General features: G+C 44.3%; 12 protein-coding genes, 1 tRNA gene and 1 pseudogene. 8 read left to right on the top strand and 6 right to left on the bottom strand.

Annotation, left to right across the window (positions count from 1 at the left end; genetic code table 11):
- Positions 1 to 12: 12 nt before the first annotated feature.
- Positions 13 to 489, bottom strand: a complete 477-nt coding sequence (locus WC5_RS16830) for an FxsA family protein (protein WP_001267449.1) — start codon at positions 487 to 489, stop codon at positions 13 to 15.
- Positions 490 to 825: 336 nt separating this feature from the next.
- On the opposite strand from WC5_RS16830, the gene aspA reads away from it, so the two are divergent.
- From aspA to WC5_RS16800, 6 genes are all read left to right on the top strand, one after another.
- On the top strand, positions 826 to 2,262 hold the full coding sequence (gene aspA / locus WC5_RS16825; protein ID WP_010349613.1) for an aspartate ammonia-lyase: 1,437 nt from the start codon (positions 826 to 828) through the stop codon (positions 2,260 to 2,262).
- A 117-nt stretch (positions 2,263 to 2,379) separates the two neighbouring features.
- Positions 2,380 to 3,681: an anaerobic C4-dicarboxylate transporter DcuA gene (dcuA, locus tag WC5_RS16820; RefSeq protein WP_000961959.1), complete on the top strand. Its 1,302-nt coding sequence runs from the start codon at positions 2,380 to 2,382 to the stop codon at positions 3,679 to 3,681.
- A 115-nt stretch (positions 3,682 to 3,796) separates the two neighbouring features.
- Positions 3,797 to 4,135: a divalent cation tolerance protein CutA gene (cutA, locus tag WC5_RS16815; RefSeq protein ID WP_000883313.1), complete on the top strand. Its 339-nt coding sequence runs from the start codon at positions 3,797 to 3,799 to the stop codon at positions 4,133 to 4,135.
- Complete coding sequence (gene dsbD / locus WC5_RS16810; RefSeq protein WP_000068950.1) at positions 4,111 to 5,808, top strand: protein-disulfide reductase DsbD; 1,698 nt, start codon at positions 4,111 to 4,113, stop codon at positions 5,806 to 5,808. Before cutA ends, dsbD begins: the two co-directional genes overlap by 25 nt.
- A 36-nt stretch (positions 5,809 to 5,844) precedes the next feature.
- Positions 5,845 to 6,420 (top strand): transcriptional regulator, encoded by a 576-nt coding sequence (locus WC5_RS16805; protein WP_010349609.1) that lies wholly within the window; start codon positions 5,845 to 5,847, stop codon positions 6,418 to 6,420.
- A gap of 106 nt (positions 6,421 to 6,526) precedes the next feature.
- Positions 6,527 to 6,602, top strand: a tRNA-Phe gene (locus WC5_RS16800).
- Positions 6,603 to 6,672: 70 nt separating this feature from the next.
- Here the strand turns inward: WC5_RS16800 and WC5_RS0121925 are convergent.
- The 5 genes and pseudogenes from WC5_RS0121925 to WC5_RS16780 all read right to left on the bottom strand — a co-directional run bounded on the left by WC5_RS0121925 (position 6,673) and on the right by WC5_RS16780 (position 17,851).
- Positions 6,673 to 6,939 (bottom strand): GNAT family N-acetyltransferase, encoded by a 267-nt coding sequence (locus tag WC5_RS0121925; RefSeq protein WP_024192186.1) that lies wholly within the window; start codon positions 6,937 to 6,939, stop codon positions 6,673 to 6,675.
- Positions 6,936 to 7,091 (bottom strand): annotated as a pseudogene (gene yjdI, locus WC5_RS0121930) (4Fe-4S mono-cluster protein YjdI); the annotation flags it as partial. The pseudogene yjdI and the gene WC5_RS0121925, both read right to left, overlap by 4 nt.
- 102 nt (positions 7,092 to 7,193) lie before the next feature.
- On the bottom strand, positions 7,194 to 11,123 hold the full coding sequence (locus WC5_RS16795; RefSeq protein WP_016231487.1) for an autotransporter outer membrane beta-barrel domain-containing protein: 3,930 nt from the start codon (positions 11,121 to 11,123) through the stop codon (positions 7,194 to 7,196).
- A 1,138-nt stretch (positions 11,124 to 12,261) separates the two neighbouring features.
- Complete coding sequence (locus tag WC5_RS16790; RefSeq protein ID WP_016231488.1) at positions 12,262 to 13,092, bottom strand: AraC family transcriptional regulator; 831 nt, start codon at positions 13,090 to 13,092, stop codon at positions 12,262 to 12,264.
- A 916-nt stretch (positions 13,093 to 14,008) separates the two neighbouring features.
- Entirely contained in the window at positions 14,009 to 17,851 is a 3,843-nt protein-coding gene (locus tag WC5_RS16780; RefSeq protein WP_016231489.1) for a S6 family peptidase, read from the bottom strand.
- Positions 17,852 to 18,326: 475 nt separating this feature from the next.
- Here WC5_RS16780 and WC5_RS16775 point away from each other — a divergent pair, with 475 nt between their 5' ends.
- Together WC5_RS16775 and WC5_RS16770 are read left to right on the top strand one after the other, a co-directional pair.
- A complete protein-coding gene (locus WC5_RS16775) occupies positions 18,327 to 18,896 on the top strand; it encodes a fimbrial protein (RefSeq protein ID WP_000749168.1) in 570 nt (189 codons plus the stop codon).
- A gap of 50 nt (positions 18,897 to 18,946) precedes the next feature.
- Entirely contained in the window at positions 18,947 to 19,648 is a 702-nt protein-coding gene (locus WC5_RS16770; protein WP_016231490.1) for a fimbrial biogenesis chaperone, read from the top strand.
- The last annotated feature ends 10 nt before the right edge of the window (positions 19,649 to 19,658 follow it).

Here is a 19,658-nt window from a genome sequence, read left to right on the forward strand (position 1 = left end):
GGCGTTTTGACATTAATCCTGGCGATCGTCTTTATGATCAAGACGGTCGTGGTCATTATCCTTTCGCTGATACTCACCATCAAAAGTATTACCACCACCGGTCCCGGCGCTAAAACCGCCGCCCGGCATCCGGGAAAAACGTAGATGCGGCATCAGCTTCACTGTCAGATGCTTTTGCACCGGCGGTAATAAAAGCAGAAGCCCCAGGAAATCGGTGAAAAAGCCCGGCAATAAAAGCAGCAAACCGGCAATGATCAACGAAACACTTTTAATCATCTCCGCCGCTGGGTTTTCACCCGCCGCCATTTTTTGCTGCATCAGCACGAAATTCTTAAAGCCCTGGTTACGTACCAGTGACATACCGATAACCGATGTGAATATAACCAGTACGAGGGTCAGCAATACCCCCAGAACATGGGCAACCTGAATAAAAATTGAAATCTCAATATAGACATAAAGGAAAATGGCAATAAAAGGTAACCAGCGCAAAGGTTTCTCCTGTAATAGCAACCGGTTAAATCCGGACGCCTGAATGGGTTGCGAATCGCGTTCAGCTTATATTGTGGTCATTAGCAAAATTTCAAGATGTTTGCGCAACTATTTTTGGTAGTAATCCCAAAGCGGTGATCTATTTCACAAATTAATAATTAAGGGGTAAAAACCGACACTTAAAGTGATCCAGATTACGGTAGAAATCCTCAAGCAGCATATGATCCCGGGTATTCGGCCGATGCAGGGGATAATCGTCGGTCGAAAAACATTCGAAACCACATATATTCTGTGTGTTTAAAGCAAATCATTGGCAGCTTGAAAAAGAAGGTTCACATGTCAAACAACATTCGTATCGAAGAAGATCTGTTGGGTACCAGGGAAGTTCCAGCTGATGCCTACTATGGTGTTCACACTCTGAGAGCGATTGAAAACTTCTATATCAGCAACAGCAAAATCAGCGATATTCCTGAATTTGTTCGCGGTATGGTAATGGTTAAAAAAGCCGCAGCTATGGCAAACAAAGAGCTGCAAACCATTCCTAAAAGTGTAGCGAATGCAATCATTGCCGCATGTGATGAAGTCCTGAATAACGGAAAATGCATGGATCAGTTCCCGGTAGACGTCTACCAGGGCGGCGCAGGTACTTCCGTAAACATGAACACCAACGAAGTGCTGGCCAATATCGGTCTGGAACTGATGGGTCACCAGAAAGGTGAATATCAGTACCTGAACCCGAACGACCATGTTAACAAATGTCAGTCCACTAACGACGCCTACCCAACCGGTTTCCGTATCGCGGTTTACTCTTCCCTGATTAAACTGGTAGATGCAATTAACCAACTGCGTGAAGGCTTTGAACGTAAAGCTGTCGAATTCCAGGACATCCTGAAAATGGGTCGTACCCAGCTGCAGGACGCAGTACCGATGACCCTTGGTCAGGAATTCCGCGCTTTCAGCATCCTGCTGAAAGAAGAAGTGAAAAACATCCAACGTACCGCTGAACTGCTGCTGGAAGTTAACCTCGGCGCAACGGCAATCGGTACTGGCCTGAACACGCCGAAAGAGTACTCTCCGCTGGCAGTGAAAAAACTGGCTGAAGTCACTGGCTTCCCATGCGTTCCGGCTGAAGACCTGATCGAAGCGACCTCTGACTGCGGTGCTTACGTTATGGTTCACGGCGCGCTGAAACGTCTGGCTGTGAAGATGTCCAAAATCTGTAACGACCTGCGCTTGCTCTCTTCTGGCCCACGTGCCGGCCTGAACGAGATCAACCTGCCGGAACTGCAGGCGGGCTCTTCCATCATGCCAGCTAAAGTAAACCCGGTTGTTCCGGAAGTGGTTAACCAGGTATGCTTCAAAGTCATCGGTAACGACATCACTGTTACCATGGCAGCAGAAGCAGGTCAGCTACAGCTGAACGTTATGGAGCCGGTCATTGGCCAGGCCATGTTTGAATCCGTTCACATCCTGACCAACGCTTGCTACAACCTGCTGGAAAAATGCGTTAACGGCATCACTGCTAACAAAGAAGTGTGCGAAGGTTACGTTTACAACTCTATCGGTATCGTCACTTACCTGAACCCGTTCATCGGTCACCACAACGGTGACATCGTGGGTAAAATCTGTGCCGAAACCGGTAAGAGTGTACGTGAAGTCGTTCTGGAACGCGGTCTGTTGACTGAAGCGGAACTTGACGATATTTTCTCCGTACAGAATCTGATGCACCCGGCTTACAAAGCAAAACGCTATACTGATGAAAGCGAACAGTAATCGTACAGGGTAGTACAAATAAAAAAGGCACGTCAGACGACGTGCCTTTTTTCTTGTGTGTAGTAACTTAAAAATAACAATCTAATATCAACTTGTTAAAAAACAAGGAAGGCTAATATGCTAGTTGTAGAACTCATCATAGTTTTGCTGGCGATCTTCTTGGGCGCCAGACTGGGGGGAATAGGTATTGGTTTTGCAGGCGGATTGGGGGTGCTGGTTCTTGCCGCTATCGGCGTCAAACCTGGTAACATCCCGTTCGATGTCATTTCCATTATCATGGCGGTTATCGCCGCTATTTCTGCCATGCAGGTTGCTGGTGGTCTGGACTATCTGGTTCATCAGACAGAAAAGCTGCTGCGCCGTAACCCGAAATACATCACGATCCTCGCTCCGATCGTGACTTATTTCCTGACAATCTTTGCGGGTACTGGCAACATCTCTCTGGCAACGCTGCCAGTGATCGCTGAAGTTGCGAAGGAACAAGGCGTTAAACCTTGCCGTCCACTGTCTACTGCAGTGGTTTCCGCGCAGATTGCGATCACCGCATCGCCAATCTCAGCGGCAGTGGTTTACATGTCTTCCGTAATGGAAGGTCATGGCATCAGCTACCTCCACCTGCTCTCTGTGGTCATCCCGTCCACCCTGCTGGCGGTTCTGGTGATGTCCTTCCTGGTCACTATGCTGTTCAACTCCAAACTGTCTGACGATCCGATTTATCGTAAGCGTCTGGAAGAAGGCCTGGTTGAACTGCGCGGTGAAAAGCAGATTGAAATCAAATCCGGTGCAAAAACTTCCGTCTGGCTGTTCCTGCTGGGCGTAGTTGGCGTGGTTATCTATGCAATCATCAACAGCCCGAGCATGGGTCTGGTTGAAAAACCGCTGATGAACACCACCAACGCAATCCTGATCATCATGCTCAGCGTTGCAACTCTGACTACCGTTATCTGTAAAGTTGATACCGACAACATCCTCAACTCCAGCACCTTCAAAGCAGGTATGAGCGCCTGTATTTGTATCCTGGGCGTTGCATGGCTGGGCGATACTTTCGTTTCCAACAACATCGACTGGATCAAAGATACCGCTGGTGAAGTGATTCAGGGTCATCCGTGGCTGCTGGCTGTCATCTTCTTCTTTGCTTCTGCTCTGCTGTACTCTCAGGCTGCAACCGCAAAAGCACTGATGCCGATGGCTCTGGCGCTGAACGTTTCTCCGCTGACCGCTGTTGCTTCTTTCGCTGCGGTGTCTGGTCTGTTCATTCTGCCGACCTACCCGACGCTGGTTGCTGCGGTACAGATGGATGACACGGGTACAACTCGTATCGGTAAATTCGTCTTCAACCATCCGTTCTTCATCCCAGGTACTCTGGGTGTTGCCCTGGCCGTTTGCTTCGGCTTCGTGCTGGGTAGCTTCATGCTGTAATGACAAATCGCGGGGCGTTCACGCCCCGCTTTCTTTCCCGCCGACTAACATCCTTCCCTCGTCCGTTGTATAGTGACCTCTCTCTTGCGGTTCCATCTGTTCTTGCGAGGTGTTTATGCTTGATGATAAAAGTTCGAATACCGCGTCTGTCGTGGTGCTGTGTACTGCGCCGGATGAAGCGACAGCCCAGGATTTAGCCGCCAAAGTGCTGGCAGAAAAACTGGCGGCCTGCGCAACCCTGATCCCCGGCGCAACCTCTCTCTATTACTGGGAAGGTAAGCTGGAACAGGAATATGAAGTACAGATGATCTTAAAAACCGACAAAGCTCACCAGCAGGCGCTGCTGGAATGCCTGAAGTCTCATCATCCATATCAAACCCCGGAGCTTCTGGTTTTACCTGTTACACACGGAGACACAGATTACCTCTCATGGCTCAACGCATCTTTACGCTGATCCTGCTACTTTGCAGCACTTCCGTTTTCGCCGGATTATTCGACGCGCCAGGACGTTCACAATTTGTCCCAGCGGATCAGGCTTTTGCTTTTGATTTTCAGCAAAACCAACATGATCTTAATCTAACCTGGCAGATCAAAGACGGTTATTACCTTTACCGTAAACAGATCCGCATCACGCCTGAACAAGCGAAAATTGCCGACGTGCAGTTACCGCCAGGCGTCTGGCATGACGATGAGTTTTACGGCAAAAGCGAGATTTATCGCAAGCGGCTGACGCTTCCAGTGACCATCAACCAGGCTACGGCTGGCGCGACATTAACTGTCACTTACCAGGGCTGCGCTGACGCTGGTTTCTGCTATCCGCCAGAAACCAAAACCGTACCGTTAAGCGAAGTGGTTGCCAACAACGCAGCGCCACAGCCGATGTCTGTTCCGCAGCAAGAGCAGTCCGCCGCGCAATTGCCCTTTTCTGCGCTCTGGGCATTGTTGATAGGTATCGGCATAGCCTTCACCCCCTGCGTACTACCGATGTACCCACTGATTTCCGGCATCGTGCTGGGCGGTAAACAGCGGCTCTCCACCGCCAGAGCATTGTTGCTGACCTTTATTTATGTGCAAGGGATGGCGCTGACCTACACGGCGCTGGGTCTGGTAGTTGCCGCAGCCGGATTACAGTTTCAGGCGGCGCTACAGCACCCTTACGTGCTCATTGGCCTCGCCATCGTCTTTACGTTGCTGGCGATGTCGATGTTTGGCTTATTTACCCTACAACTCCCCTCTTCACTGCAAACGCGCCTCACGCTGATGAGCAATCGCCAACAGGGCGGCTCGCCCGGCGGTGTGTTTGTTATGGGGGCGATTGCCGGTTTGATCTGCTCACCATGCACCACCGCGCCACTTAGCGCGATTCTGCTGTATATCGCCCAAAGCGGTAACATGTGGCTGGGCGGCGGCACGCTTTATCTCTATGCGCTGGGCATGGGTCTACCGCTGATGTTAATTACCGTCTTTGGCAACCGTCTGCTGCCGAAAAGCGGTCCGTGGATGGAACAGGTCAAAACCGCGTTTGGTTTTGTGATCCTCGCGCTGCCGGTCTTCCTGCTTGAGCGGGTGATTGGTGATATATGGGGATTACGCTTGTGGTCGGCGCTTGGCGTCGCATTCTTTGGCTGGGCCTTTGTCACCAGCTTACAGGCCAAACGCGGCTGGATGCGCGTAGTGCAAATAATCCTGCTGGCAGCGGCGCTGGTTAGCGTGCGCCCACTCCAGGATTGGTTATTTGGTGCGACGCATACCGCGCAAACTCAGGCGCATCTCAACTTTACACCAATCAAAACGGTGGATGAGTTAAATCAGGCGCTCGTTGAAGCCAAAGGCAAACCGGTAATGTTAGATCTCTACGCCGACTGGTGCGTTGCCTGTAAAGAGTTCGAGAAATACACCTTTAGCGACCCACAGGTGCAAAAAGCGTTGGCTAACACGGTCTTACTTCAGGCCAATGTCACCGCCAACGACACACAAGATGTGGCGCTGTTAAAACATCTAAATGTCCTTGGCCTGCCGACAATTCTCTTTTTTGACGAACAAGGCCAGGAGCATCCACAAGCACGCGTCACGGGCTTTATGGATGCTGAAACCTTCAGCGCACATTTGCGCGATCGCCAACCGTGAACGACACTTGCAGTGGGAAAGACGGAGGAAAATAGCGTGCAACGTGAAGATGTACTGGGAGAAGCCCTGAAATTATTAGAATTACAAGGGATTGCCAACACCACGCTGGAGATGGTTGCTGAACGTGTGGATTATCCACTGGACGAGCTGCGCCGCTTCTGGCCGGACAAAGAGGCGATCCTCTACGACGCGCTGCGCTATCTTAGCCAACAGATAGATGTCTGGCGTCGTCAGTTGATGCTGGACGAAACGCAAACCGCCGAACAAAAGCTGCTGGCGCGTTATCAGGCGTTATCAGAGTGCGTTAAAAACAACCGCTATCCGGGCTGTCTATTTATCGCTGCCTGTACGTTTTATCCCGATCCTGGCCACCCTATTCATCAACTGGCCGATCAGCAAAAAAGCTCGGCCTACGATTTCACCCACGAACTATTAACCACGCTGGAAGTTGACGATCCGGCGATGGTGGCAAAGCAGATGGAACTGGTGCTGGAAGGTTGCCTGAGCCGAATGCTGGTGAATCGTAGCCAGGCGGATGTCGACACTGCACACCGGCTGGCGGAAGATATTCTGCGCTTCGCCCGCTGCCGCCAGGGTGGTGCATTGACCTGACAGAAACACAGAAAAGAAGCAATTTGCCGCAATCTTAAGCAGTTGAATCGCTTTTACTGAAATTAGGTTGACGAGATGTGCAGATTACGGTTTAATGCGCCCCGTTGCCCGGATAGCTCAGTCGGTAGAGCAGGGGATTGAAAATCCCCGTGTCCTTGGTTCGATTCCGAGTCCGGGCACCACTAATTCCTAAAAACCCGCCCACAAGGCGGGTTTTGCTTTTGGGAAAACGTCCTTCCTGCCTTCGCACCATCAACTGCGAATATCATCATACTCGCGCGTTTTATCAAATTCGTGTTTCGCAAACGGGCACAGTGGGATAATTTTCCGTTTCTCCCAGCGCATTTTTTCCACGACTTTCGCTACCAGTTGTTTACCAATCCCCTGCCCTTTCAGGCTTTCATCAACATCGGTATGTTCGATAATCGCTAAATTCTCTCCGGTCGGCACAAAGACAATTTCAGCTATTTGATTTCCCTGGGCATCATTGATGTAAAATTTATTATGACCCTCACTTATTTATGACGGTATTTCAGCGCGCCGCTCGGGCACGTATCAATTATATTCACGACGGTAGCGACGCCTACTTCATCCGGCATGATCCACGGTTTACGTTTGAGATTAAATAACTTGCCGTTGCCACGTACGCAATTGCCGGAATTTGTAGTGATGTGATGTCTCCCCTTCCCAAGGTGGTCAGTGCCATACATTTACTAACTACATTAATCCGGGAGTAACATCACTACAGGCCCCTTTTCAGGGGCCTCTGCCTGTCAGAACATATAACGGAAATTCGCGTTTATCGCGTTATCCACGTTGTATTTACCAAAGGCTGATTTCTCAAACTCCAGACCAAAGCGCATGTTGTCCTTTATCTGTGCGTTCATGCCGACATTGAACAACATCCTGCTGTCCTTCTCTCCTTTAATCCGTTTCTCTCCGGAGGCATCGCGAAGAACCGTCTCGCCATTATTCAGCAGGTCAAACTGCCAGCTGGTTCCGGCACGGGCTGTCACACTCCAGTCCTTACCACTGAATGTTTTGCCCAGTTCAATCCCTGTTCTGCCAATCAACGGGCTGAAATCCTTGTTCTTCATACTCAGATCCATCTCACCGTCTTTCCAGCGGAATGTTTTCCCGGACACTGCGCCGTAAACCAGTTCGGCCTGAGGCTCAATAAAAGTGTCTTCCGTCAGGTGATAACGGTAACCCGTCTCCGCGCCGGCATACCAGGAGTGCGTTCCGTAGTGCTTCGTACCCAGACCGGCAAAGTTGCCTGTGTAGTCATTGTCATGGTGAATATATTTACCAATCAAATCGATATAGGCACCGGAATTAAACAGTGCTGAAGCATACAGACCGCCCCCCACGGATTTTGTCTTCCCGCTGAACGCATCACTGTCTGCACTGCTGTCGGTATAGGTCATCGTGACACCGGTGAACAGGTCGACACCGTCCAGCACATGTTTTTTGTCAAAGCCGACCTGAACGTGAGTGTAATTATCGCTGTACCCGCCATCGGCTGAACCGGCGCCGTTCATGATACGGGCCCAGGCGCCGGCATCTCCGTTCGTGTCACGCAGCTCACCCATACGTTTGTTCAGGTTGTTTACTTCCGTCATAAAGTTTTTGTAGCCGGCATTCATGAAACTGTCCGCCTTCGCTGCAGCCGCTTTATCGGCTTCCGTCTGGAAACCATCCAGAATCCATTGCGTACTGCCGCCGCTGGTGTCAACACGCAGCGTCGGTGTTACCCGGCTGAAGCCTGTCACCCGGGTGCCGGCCTTAAAGATATCCCCTGATGTTCCGGCCGGCGCACTGACCAGCGGGATGTTCAGGGACTGCCCCGGGGTCGGGTTCTTCATAAAGCTGACATTCAGGGTGTTGTCTGAACCGCTGGCTTTCCCCGTCACGCTGATTTTATCGGCGTCCTTCAGGTCAGTGCGCAGGACAAAATCACTGCCCGTGGCGTCAAGCGTGTTTACCGTCAGGGTACGGAAGGCACCGTTTTCTTCAGACTGAATCCGGCTGTTGCGGGTCGTCAGACTGCTGATGTCGGAGTCTCCGGTCAGCTGCCACAGACCACTGTTCATCCTGACGTTTCCCTTACCGCCGGTGATGGCGCCGTAGTACGCCGCGTTATATCCACTGAACAACCCGGCAGCCAGAACAGGGGAGACAGAAGAGGAAACTGAGCCCGGGTTTTCAGAGCCAATACGAATGTTGGATGAACTGGTTGCATGAATATCCCCGGAAACATGCGCCTGCTGGCTGATGTCCAGCGTGGCGTTATCGCCGGTTAAATCATAGCCTTCTGTCATGTATGTCAGTACCGGCATCCAGGTATTATCAGCGCCATTCTCCGGCGTGCCGCTCAGGGAAAGCGTACCGTTCTTCCCAATCTGAACCCGACCGTCACTGTAGAGGCCTTTTTGTGCCGTCAGATGACCGCCGTCACGGACAGAAAGAGTGGAATTCACGAAGATACCGTTGTCCCGCAACAGGGTATTTGGTGAGGTAACTGTCACGGTACTGTCATGGGCTTCAATCCCGCCAGTGAACCGGTTGTTGATGTCCAGCGTGGAGCCTTTTTGCAGCGTAATATTGCCCGTATAGCTGCTACTGCCATCGTCTGCTGAGCGTCCTTCCCGGACGTCCTGGCGGAAGCCAAAACCATTACCGGTGATATTGATGCCATCATACATATCAATGAATACCGGAACGTCGCCCCCCAGTTTCAGCGTTGAATTCGATGCAACAATATCACCTTCAACAACTGAGTTACGTGCAGTTGTGAATTCTGAGTTTTCCAGATTCAGAGTCTTAAATCGGAAATGCCGGGTTTCCCAGTCAGGTTGTTCAAAAGAAGCCACCTGGTTATTTGTTTTATAGGCACTGTTATTTTTCTTATTTGCCTCACTTTCCAGTTTGGCAAAATCAGCAACATAATCTTTGTCACAAAGAACTCCGGGGACATAGCAGAATCGGGGGCCCTCACGGAATATTGCATGTGTTGTGGCATGCCCCTGTAACCGAAGCTGGGAATTCCGTATGGTGATGTCATTGTGCGTATCAATGTTTCCGTCAATAATCAGGCTGCTGTCGGCATTTTTTTGTGTTCCGGCATGTTCGATATCCGTATTTCCCGTGATGTTGCCGTGATAGATATAACGCGCGGCGTTTTGTAAGGAAAGAGTCGCTTTTTTATCTGATGTATTGGTGATTACTGTACCAACATCCGTTGCCGCTATCTTTTTAAACGACTGGCTGAACCCGTTTAAATCCAGTGTCCCCCCCCGACTGGTAAAATAAATGCCTCTGTAATCACTGTTTTTATCCAGCGCATCAACCTGCCCCAGTTTGACCGTTCCGCGACCGCTGGCAACATAGATAGCATTAAACGCTTTTTCTGCATTAAGAAAAACGGTACCGTCACCCGTTTTCAGGTTATTCCCCTGGGTCACATTGACATTCAGTGTCCCGGCTCCTGTTTTGTGCAGGTTATCGTTTGCCACTCCTTTAACCGACCAGTTAACAACCGTCCCTTTTCCGATATCAATACCCGCCCCTTTATAGGTTTTATCTTTCCCAGTGACCGAATAATGTTGCCCCTCATCAAAAATCATTCCTCCGGTTCCTGAATCCAGGTTATCGGTGAGTTCAATTGTTCCGCCGCCATGAAAACTGAGGTCTTTATTTTTATTCCCCTTAGTCAGTTCAATAGCCGTCGTCTTTCCGTTTACAGAAAAATCATTGCTATTGAACGTCGCTTTATGACCTTTCAGGTTAATATTCTGAGTAAATACGTCTTTCAGGGTATCAACCGCGTTTTGGTCATAGCGGGCAAAAATTGTCCAGGCCCCCTTGTTTGAGTACACTTTTCCGGTCAACGTCCCCAGAAAAACCCATTTCTTTTTCTGATTATCAAAAAGATAGAATCCGGAGCCACTGTCTCCTCCAGTCACTTCGTTATGAAACCCACCGATATTATTACTGGCGTACATGTTATTCCAGTTTAACTGAAACATAGAAGCGCTGCGTAATAAGGGGTTATATGCCTGCCCCACACCGTACGACGTCACTCCAGTGGCACCAGAACCAACCCGGAAGCCTATTATTTGTTTCTTGCCATTAAACTCAACACCATAACGTTCAAGCGCTTCTGATGAAGATAAGCTAAAATCGACTTTATCAGTCGCACCAGCAGTTTCAACGACAAACTTATCCAGACGCTGGACTGCAAAGTCGCCTTTGGTCACCCGATCAACATAATGGTAGTCTGACTGTCCCCATGTCTGAGTGTGAATGGCATGGTGAATAGTGCCATTATGACTTGCTGTAACACTGTAGGCATTACCAATAGCAGTTGTTGCACCTTTAGCGGATACTGGAGAAAAATCAGGGATCGTTACTTCAGGAAAACTGAATTCACCACCATTTTTTAATGGCGTTTTTACCCCATATGCTCCAGGCTGAAATACACCTTTATTCTGTGCCAAATCGAGATAATCACGGATCCAGAAATTTCGGGCATCCATCTGTGCTGCATAGGCATGTTCAGCAGCACCATAAGACAAGGCGGAAACTATAAATGTAGCGAGAAGTTTTCGACCAGTTTTAGAGGATACTCGGGATGCTAATTCTGATACAGCTATAAGCCCTTGAGTAAGGTGACAATACTTAAGTGAATATATTCTGTTCACGGGTAAGACTCCATAACATTTATAACATAATACCAACAAATAGAACTATGCCTTTATTAATAAAAAGCTTCCAGTTACCTTTATTAATTGCAGTAAAAAAAATAAAAATTCAGCCCACGCCTGTAAAAAGCACATCCACAATACAGATTTTATAGTAGTGCAATTAGCATATTTACATTGCAATAATTAAATTACATTACATTGCGTCACCTAAGATTATTTAGAAAATAATAGCAACTCCATATCCACATTACATAATGAAGGACAAAGCCACAAAAATAAAAGCAAGTAATAAACAACCCCATATGGCGTTTAAGTGTTTTTGTATTTATTGTTTTTTATTTTATATCATTGCGAGGCACAATTCTTCATTTATTTCGCTCACCAATATTATTTTATCATATTCTTTTATTTTTTTCGAAAAACAATAATAGTTTTAGCTTGTGGATGTTTTTATATTCGAAGATTAATTGAGCCCATGGGTAAATAATTCGCTATTATTTAAGTAAACCGCTATATATGTAGATAATGGCGAATTAACGTATCAGTAGTTGACTCCTCAAGCCAATAAATGTGTATAGAATGATTATACGGGATAGTTACAAGTTCACCGATACTGTGCAGGACTTCAGTGGCGATGTTGGTGGGAGCTTTTGTTTCGTGATATGATGGACGTCCCTTCTTAATGCAGTCAGTGCCATGCTTTTACTGACTGCATTAATCCGGGAGTAATATCACATGAACACGATCAGGATTGTTGGTATCGATATTGCCAAGCCTGTTTTTCAGGTCTGCGTCTGGATTAATGATGATTCTGTTGCATAGAATAGAAACATCTCATGCTCCAAATTGCAGGATATCGTTCAACGATTCGAGTCCGGAACACTAATCGCTATGGAGGCATGTTCAACTTCTCATTCTGGGGGAATGAACGTTCAGTACTATAGGATATCCCCGACTATTCCCTGCGCAACAGAATCATTTTTGGTAAAAAAGTAACATTATTCTTAAGATATAGAAAAGGGACTCGTCCTAGACGGGTACAACTTATTAAAAAGACATACCATTATCACCTCACAGAAAATCGATTAAAAATCAGTAAGAACTGCTTCTGCCTATATTATATATACAATATTAATTATAATTTTCTTTTTACTTTCAAGGAAAACTGTTTTGGTGTTATACCAAAATAACTTTTAAAATTACGGATAAAATATGATGTACTAACATATCCAACCTCATCAGATATACTATTAATATGTTTTTCAGTCGTAGTTATCAATCTTGCTGCATGTTGCATTCTAATATCCAGAATCAAATTATTAAAATTATTATTTTCTTTTTCAAGTTTTTTCCGAATTGAGACTTCTGACATATGTAAAACATTTGCCAGATCGACTAATCGCCATGATTTTGACAGATCAGATTCTATTATTAACTTTAGTTTTTCTGTGAAAGTAGAGTCTGTTGAAACAGATAATGAGCAAACCAAGGATTCAATATCATCAACTTTAGATAACAAATAAGTAATATTATAAATTAGTCTATGATGAGGAACATTTGCTTCTGTTATCATTTTAAATATCTCTGTATCTGTCTTATCCGCCATGCAATTAAAAATTCTACTTCGCATAGGGCCGACTTTATGTGGATTCAGTAACAAAGGTTCCATAACTTTGCAGATACAACTTAACATATTATTATCTATATGAAAGATATCATAAGGCATGCCTTTACCTAACACGTTAAGTGTAACATCAATGACTGTATTTTTCTCGATATAACATATTGATTCAGGTGGAATATTAATAACGCCCCCATCTATCGTTTTAACCAGTAATTGGGCATTGCGAAGATAAATAATAGCACAATTGTAAAACCTAATCTTTTTAAGAACTAATGTAGAGTTACCGGGTATATCTCCTCTAACAGCAAGCCTCATATTACTAAAAGCATTTTGACTATTCATACAGTCACCCCCATGCTTTGTAAGAATATAATGTCATGGGGTATCCTCTCTGTAAACTCGAAAATAACGCAAAGATGAATACCTCTCAGTAAAAAGTTTCTCATCGACATAGCGACTAACTTTAGAGACTCTAAATAATTAGTCTCTATGATGATATAATTTATTAACTTTGATAATAATTACGTCATGAAAAAATATGAAAAGACAGAAATCAAATCATTTGATGTTACAGATAACATCTAAACAAAACTGGGAGCTTCCGTGTCGTCTCAGCACCAAACTTAATCTTTATCATTCTTATTCTATAATAGACCTTACTTACGCTTAAACATGTGATCTTTGAAATTTCTTTTATTTTCCTCCTTTTAATAAAGTAGAGGTAAAGAATCTCTCGTTCAATATCGTTAAGAGAGCACAAGATTTGTTCTGGTGGATATATATAATCAATTGATAACCGATTTCCATAGTGTATAGTTACATTATCAGCACATATGCATTTAACAGGCCCACCAGAAAAAAGAAGACTGTATAAAAAATAATTATTATTATCACAGACTATATAAACATGACTATATTGCTGAACGGCCTCATATACAGAGGCACGCCCACTGAACTCAAAACATTTATATCTTTCATCCTGGCTTGCAAAATATAAGATACCATTTTTTAAATAAATGTCTTTTGTAACCATTATTAGAGCAACGGTCATAGCATATATAAAAATATTAGATACCTGAACTGAATCCAACTATAAGCTAAAGTAAAGAAAAAGGCCATTCTAAAAAATAGCAACATAAGATAAAATTTTACACTCCCGAATGTCAGGCAGATAAGTATATTTGACTGTCTATAGTAATCAATCAATAAGAAAACCTGAACAATATGTTCAGGTTTTGTTTTTTATCTACTCTACGACTCAGAATGTATAACGAATATTAGCATTAATTAACTTATCAATATTGTAAGAACCAAACTCAGATCGCTCCATATTCAGACTTATCCTGGTGTTTTCTTTGATTTTAGTATTTAACCCGACATTGAATACCACTCTGCTATCTTTACCATTATTAATATATGTATCACCTGACAGATCCTTGAATGCTGTAACAGTAGGCTTAAATAAATCGTACTGATAATTAATCCCAGTCAATGCTGTAATTTCCCAGTCTTTGCCCCTGAATGTTTTGCCAAATTCAATGCCTGTGCGACCAATCAACGGTTGCATCTGCTTACGTTGCATATTGATCTCAGCTCCATTGAATTGCCAGGAAAACTGATTCTCAGATACAGTACCGTAGATCAACTCTGTTTGCGGCTGTATATATGTTTCGTCAGGTAAGGTAAAACGCCAACCGGCCTCAGCGCCCAAATACCAGGAGTGCGAGCCATAATCTTGTTCTGGCATTCCTAACACACTTGATGAGTAATGATTGTCATGACGCACATATTTCCCGATAGTATCTACATAGAGTCCAGAGTCAAACATAGCTGAAGCGTACACACCAATACCCGTTGATTTGGTTCTTCCTGACCATCCGGTTCCCCGGTTATTACTGTTTGTAAATGTCGCCGTGACCCCAGTAAATAACTCTCCGCCTTCAATTATATGTTTCCTGTCTGCCCCAATTTGCAAGTGCGTATGACTTCCGGTAAATCCATCAGTAGCTGAACCCGACCCACTGTTAAGTCTAGCCCAGGCTCCTGTTTCACCATGGGTATGGCGTAAGTCACCCATACGATCATTCAGATTATTAATTTCTGTAATAAAGTTTTTATAACCGAGATCCATAAAACTCTTGCCTGTCCGCAAAGCGGCTTTATCAGGCTGTATGTAAAATCCCTCCAGATGCCATTGCTTATTAACGTCGGTCTCCAACACATCAAGTTGCGGTGTGAAACTATGGAACCCCGAATTTATTGAAACCGGGTTAAGTGTAAATATATCGCTTTGTGTATTTTTCGGGGCAGTAACCAATGACACAGGGTAACCGCCCTGTTTTACTGAATTCGTCGTAGGAATCACAACCAGTGTGTTATTCGCCCCTGTCAACGCCTGGTTTACCGTCACCGTATCTGCTGCTTTACCATCGGCATTAATAATGAACGAACTGTTAGTGGCCTCCAGCGTATCTGCCGTCAGTCCCCCCTGCCCGAGACGATTAAAACTCAGTGTTGAACCATTCAAAGTGAGCGACTTAACCACCGACTGCTCATTTGCCAGCCAGGCAGTGTCCTTCATTGTTACACTTGCCAACGGCGCGCTGATATTTCCATAGTAATTTGTGGATTGGTTAATATCAGTCGTGCCAAAGCTAATGCTGGCCGCATCATTGGCATTGATATCTCCAGTGATGATCCCACCCGCGCCAACATTTAAGCTCGTGTTTTGTCCGCTAAGCTCCCAGCTTTGGGCAGAATACATCGTTCCTGGCTGGTCTGATAGTAAGGAAAGGCTCGAACCCGCATTACTGCTTACTGTCCCGTCAGAAAGCAATCCGGCTGTAGCGGTCAATTTTGCCCCTTCACCTAATGACAAAGAAGATTGGGTGAAACGGCTGAGCTGATTAAGCGTGGTATCTGTAGAGGTTATCGTCGTCGCACTATCTGTACTATCAATACCACCGACAAAATGTTCATTAATAGTTAGTGCCGATCCTTGTTTCAACTGTACATGTCCATTGAAACGACTCTGATCATCTTCTGCGGTTGCCTTTGACTTACCCAATGTTGGTTTGGTTGCCACGCCCTTTCCGTCATTAAGATCAATGTAAAGATCCTCACTACCTAATGTCACGATAGAATGATCGGCATTAATTCTCGTATTAAGGCTGGCGTTTCTTGCAAGGTTAAATTCAGCATTTTGTAAGTTAAGCTCAGCCATACTGAACTGTCGATTTTCCCAATCGTTCTGAGTAAATGACACCGGTTGGGTCAGTACAGAATTGTCACCCAGCGCCTTTAACTTATTTGCTACATCCTGACTGCTGACGGCGTGAACAACCGGATGTCCTTGCATAAATAGCCGACCATTTTGCTGGGTTATACTCCCCTGAGTATTCACTCCACCATCAATGACGAAATCATTCTGTGCTCCTGCTGTAACCTCATTATTGATATTTATATTGCCGGTGAAATGGCCGTGCCAGATATTAGCAATCGTGGCTGTTGTATTTGGGCTGTTGAAATCCAGATTAACATTAGCCATGGAGCCACTGTTAGTCAGTATGGCTCCATCATCAGCCCCATTAAGTTTATGAAAAGTAAAACTATTTCCATTAATGTCGAGCTTGCCGCCATGATAGCCCCATTTGATATTATCCGGATTAATTTGTTTGTCGTCGCTTAGCACCAGAGTAGGGCGCCCACTTACAATACTGACAGAACTGAACGCCTGGCTCAGTCCGTTATCATCAGCACGCTGTGCTAATATTACGGTTCCGTCTCCCACACTTAAACTTCCTGGGTTTACACCAGTACCGCTAATTTTTAACGTCCCCGTACCCAGTTTATGCAAACTATCACCAGTAACCCCATTAATCTGCCAGTCGACAAGATGCTCATCATTGACAATAATTCCGCCACCTTCCCATGTCTGAGTATCAACGGGCTTGACAATATAATCATCATCAAAAGTAAGTGTGCCAGCCCCCTGATTAACGGTATTTTCTAACACTACAGTACCGCCGCCCTGAAAAGTTAGATCTTTACCGCTATTAAGCGAAGCAGGCCATGTTGCGCCCAAGTTTCCATGCATTTCCCATGATGTGCTTCCCTGGGTTAATGAACCAAGCCCCGTTTTTTCGTCATATGACCAATGAATATCCCCCTCACCTTGTTTTGTATTTACCGGTGTATCTGCATCTTGTTTCATCGTATTTTTTACATCACCGGCAGGAATTATTGTGTACCAGTTAGTATTGCCATTGACCCCTGCATATGAATTGAGAACGGCTAACAAAACCCATTTATTTTGGTCTGCATCCCAGGCAAAAAGAGGAGAGCCACTGTCACCGGGAGTACCGTAGGCGGAGAGTGGAGTATTAGTGGTATTCGTGACAAAACTCCAGTCAGATATAAACGGCGCATTCACTATTCCACCTGTTTTATACGAGTACGCCCCCATTAAATGGGAAATTTTTCCGTTGGTATCTTTTACATATTGAGTCCCCGTCCCAACACGATAGAACACAGGGAAACGGTCAGCATTTTGATAGGTTCCCTTAGCAGTGCCCGCATTGGTTATATCTAGTGGTGTAACCTCAGTAACAATTTTGTTGAGACGGGGAGTGTGGAAATCTCTCCAATGGTTATTTCTGTCAACAAGGGTATAGGCGGAATCATCCGCATAGCCAAATTTGACAGATTGATAACCACCATTGTGCTTAACGCTGACGACATATTGTGGTGAAACCAATGTTGCAACCCCAGTCGAGTCATTAGAGCTGAAGTCAATCATGGGTGCCTTATTCAGCGTCGTGACGAGATTGCCATTTTTATCATATAGAGGAACATTTTCTGCGCCAGGACGGAAAGCCCCTTTATTTTCTGCGAAATCACGATACGTTTGGTAGGGAAGTGAGATCCCAACGACGGAGGCGTATATTGGAAATGCAACTATAGTTCCTATTAACCATATGATATTCTTAGAAATACAAGGTATTACTTTCCCCACACATCCCTTCTTAGATCCACTAAAGATCTCAGCTACGGCAACAACTTGTTTCTTAGCATTTTTCTTTAATGAGTAAACCTTATTCATTTTCAAACTCACAGAAGCAGGTTAAAACACATTATTTAACCAAATTAATTTGCATTCGCTATGCCTGAGTCATTTTTACACCTTAATATTGCATAAATTTAACACATTGTATTCTCAACAGAGAATTGCACTTTAAAAAGACATGTAATGAACACAAACCGATAATTAAACACAAAAAAACGATAGTATTATCATCAATAATACGCGATGAATATAATATATTTATTTGAAAAATCACTTTTAGAATTATTTTTTTACCTTTATTTTTTATTTTAACCGCTGCAAGAAAAGCTAGTTAAAATTCAAAACAATTAGACCAACATTGCTCAAAATAAAAAATCAATTAAACTGCACCCATAGCAAACATAAGCGTTTCTCCTATGCATCTTATGCAAAATGAGAATAAACTTGCTGTTTGCTATATATTTCATTCATCTGTAAATTTCTTATCTGATTTTAAATTGAGGTAATGATAATGAAAAAAAGCTTATTAGCTATCGCCATTTCATTAATAGCGAGTGGTTCTGTTTCCGCTATTGCAGCGGCACCTGCATCAGGTACTCAAATTGGCACCGGTACTTTAGCTGTCACCGGCACAGTTGCTGACTCAGCATGTACTGTATCTTTCCCAACCTCTGTCACACTGCCTAGTTTTTCAAAAGCAGATTTTTCTGCGAAAACTCAGAACAGCACTATTGGTTCTCAAAATGCAGGAAATATTACCTTTTCAGGATGTAATGGTCAGTCCGTTAATATTAAATTAACTACAACAAGCACAGTCAGTGGCAACGGCCTTTTTACATACCCGGTTGTAAATGGCAAAGAGCAAGGACAATTTGCTATAACAGTTGGGTTAGATAAAGACGGTGCTATGAGATTTATGAAAGCAAATAAAGATGATACAAACTTTCAAAATATTAGTGTGAATAATGAGAGCTATTCTATTCCTGTAACCGTAGGTACTTATAAGACGGGAAATAATGTTAACGATGTTAGTTATGGCACTTATAACGTTAACTACGTGTTTACTGCTACTTATGCATAAATAACATTCGGCATGGCTATACTTATAGCCATGCCATTGGAGAGATTACTATGAAGTTCAAAAAAACAATAATTTTAATTTCATTATTGTTTTCAAACTTTTCATTTAGCCAATCAAATGGCATAAATCTGGCGGCAACTCGCGTAGTATTTGATTCAAAAGAAGCTAACGCATCCTTAAAAATAAATAATAACTCTGAAGAAAAAACATGGCTTTTAAGATCATGGGTTTCAGCTTATAATAGTGACGAAAAAGTTAAAAACTTTATAATCACACCTCCTTTATATCGAATTGACCCGACAGAAAGTTTTCAATTACGCATAAATAAAATTAATGATATTCTACCAGAAGATAGAGAGTCTGTATTTAGAATTAATGTTTTAGCCATACCCTCTAATTATAATAATGACACACAAGAAAAAAGAGATTCGGGGTTACAGTTTGCAATAAATAATCGTATTAAGCTTATCTATCGACCACATAATTTGAATGTACCTAAGAAAGTCGATGATGCTTATAAAGCTTTGATATTTTTGAAATCAGAAAATCAAGTTTATGTTAAAAATCCAACACCATATTACATTACCATGAATGATGTAAAAATTAATGGGAAAAGTATTACATCTATTAATGATTTTATGGTTTCGCCATTTTCAACATTAATCATCCCGGAAAAAAATGCTAAAACAATTAGCTATTCTACGATCAATGATTATGGCGGGAAAACTCCGACTCAAAACATTAAGCTTTAATATTTATTTA

Source organism: Escherichia sp. KTE114 (assembly GCF_000407765.1).
In the GTDB taxonomy this organism is placed as follows: domain Bacteria; phylum Pseudomonadota; class Gammaproteobacteria; order Enterobacterales; family Enterobacteriaceae; genus Escherichia; species Escherichia ruysiae.

What these genes read in the sequence shown, in the direction of transcription:
- WC5_RS16775 (WP_000749168.1), top strand. Translation starts at nt 18,327, where the DNA reads ATGAAAAAAAGCTTATTAGCTATCGCCATTTCATTAATAGCGAGTGGT.
- dcuA (WP_000961959.1), top strand. Translation starts at nt 2,380, where the DNA reads ATGCTAGTTGTAGAACTCATCATAGTTTTGCTGGCGATCTTCTTGGGC.
- dsbD (WP_000068950.1), top strand. Translation starts at nt 4,111, where the DNA reads ATGGCTCAACGCATCTTTACGCTGATCCTGCTACTTTGCAGCACTTCC.
- cutA (WP_000883313.1), top strand. Translation starts at nt 3,797, where the DNA reads ATGCTTGATGATAAAAGTTCGAATACCGCGTCTGTCGTGGTGCTGTGT.
- aspA (WP_010349613.1), top strand. Translation starts at nt 826, where the DNA reads ATGTCAAACAACATTCGTATCGAAGAAGATCTGTTGGGTACCAGGGAA.
- WC5_RS16790 (WP_016231488.1), bottom strand. Translation starts at nt 13,092, where the DNA reads ATGAATAGTCAAAATGCTTTTAGTAATATGAGGCTTGCTGTTAGAGGA.
- WC5_RS16780 (WP_016231489.1), bottom strand. Translation starts at nt 17,851, where the DNA reads ATGAATAAGGTTTACTCATTAAAGAAAAATGCTAAGAAACAAGTTGTT.
- WC5_RS16770 (WP_016231490.1), top strand. Translation starts at nt 18,947, where the DNA reads ATGAAGTTCAAAAAAACAATAATTTTAATTTCATTATTGTTTTCAAAC.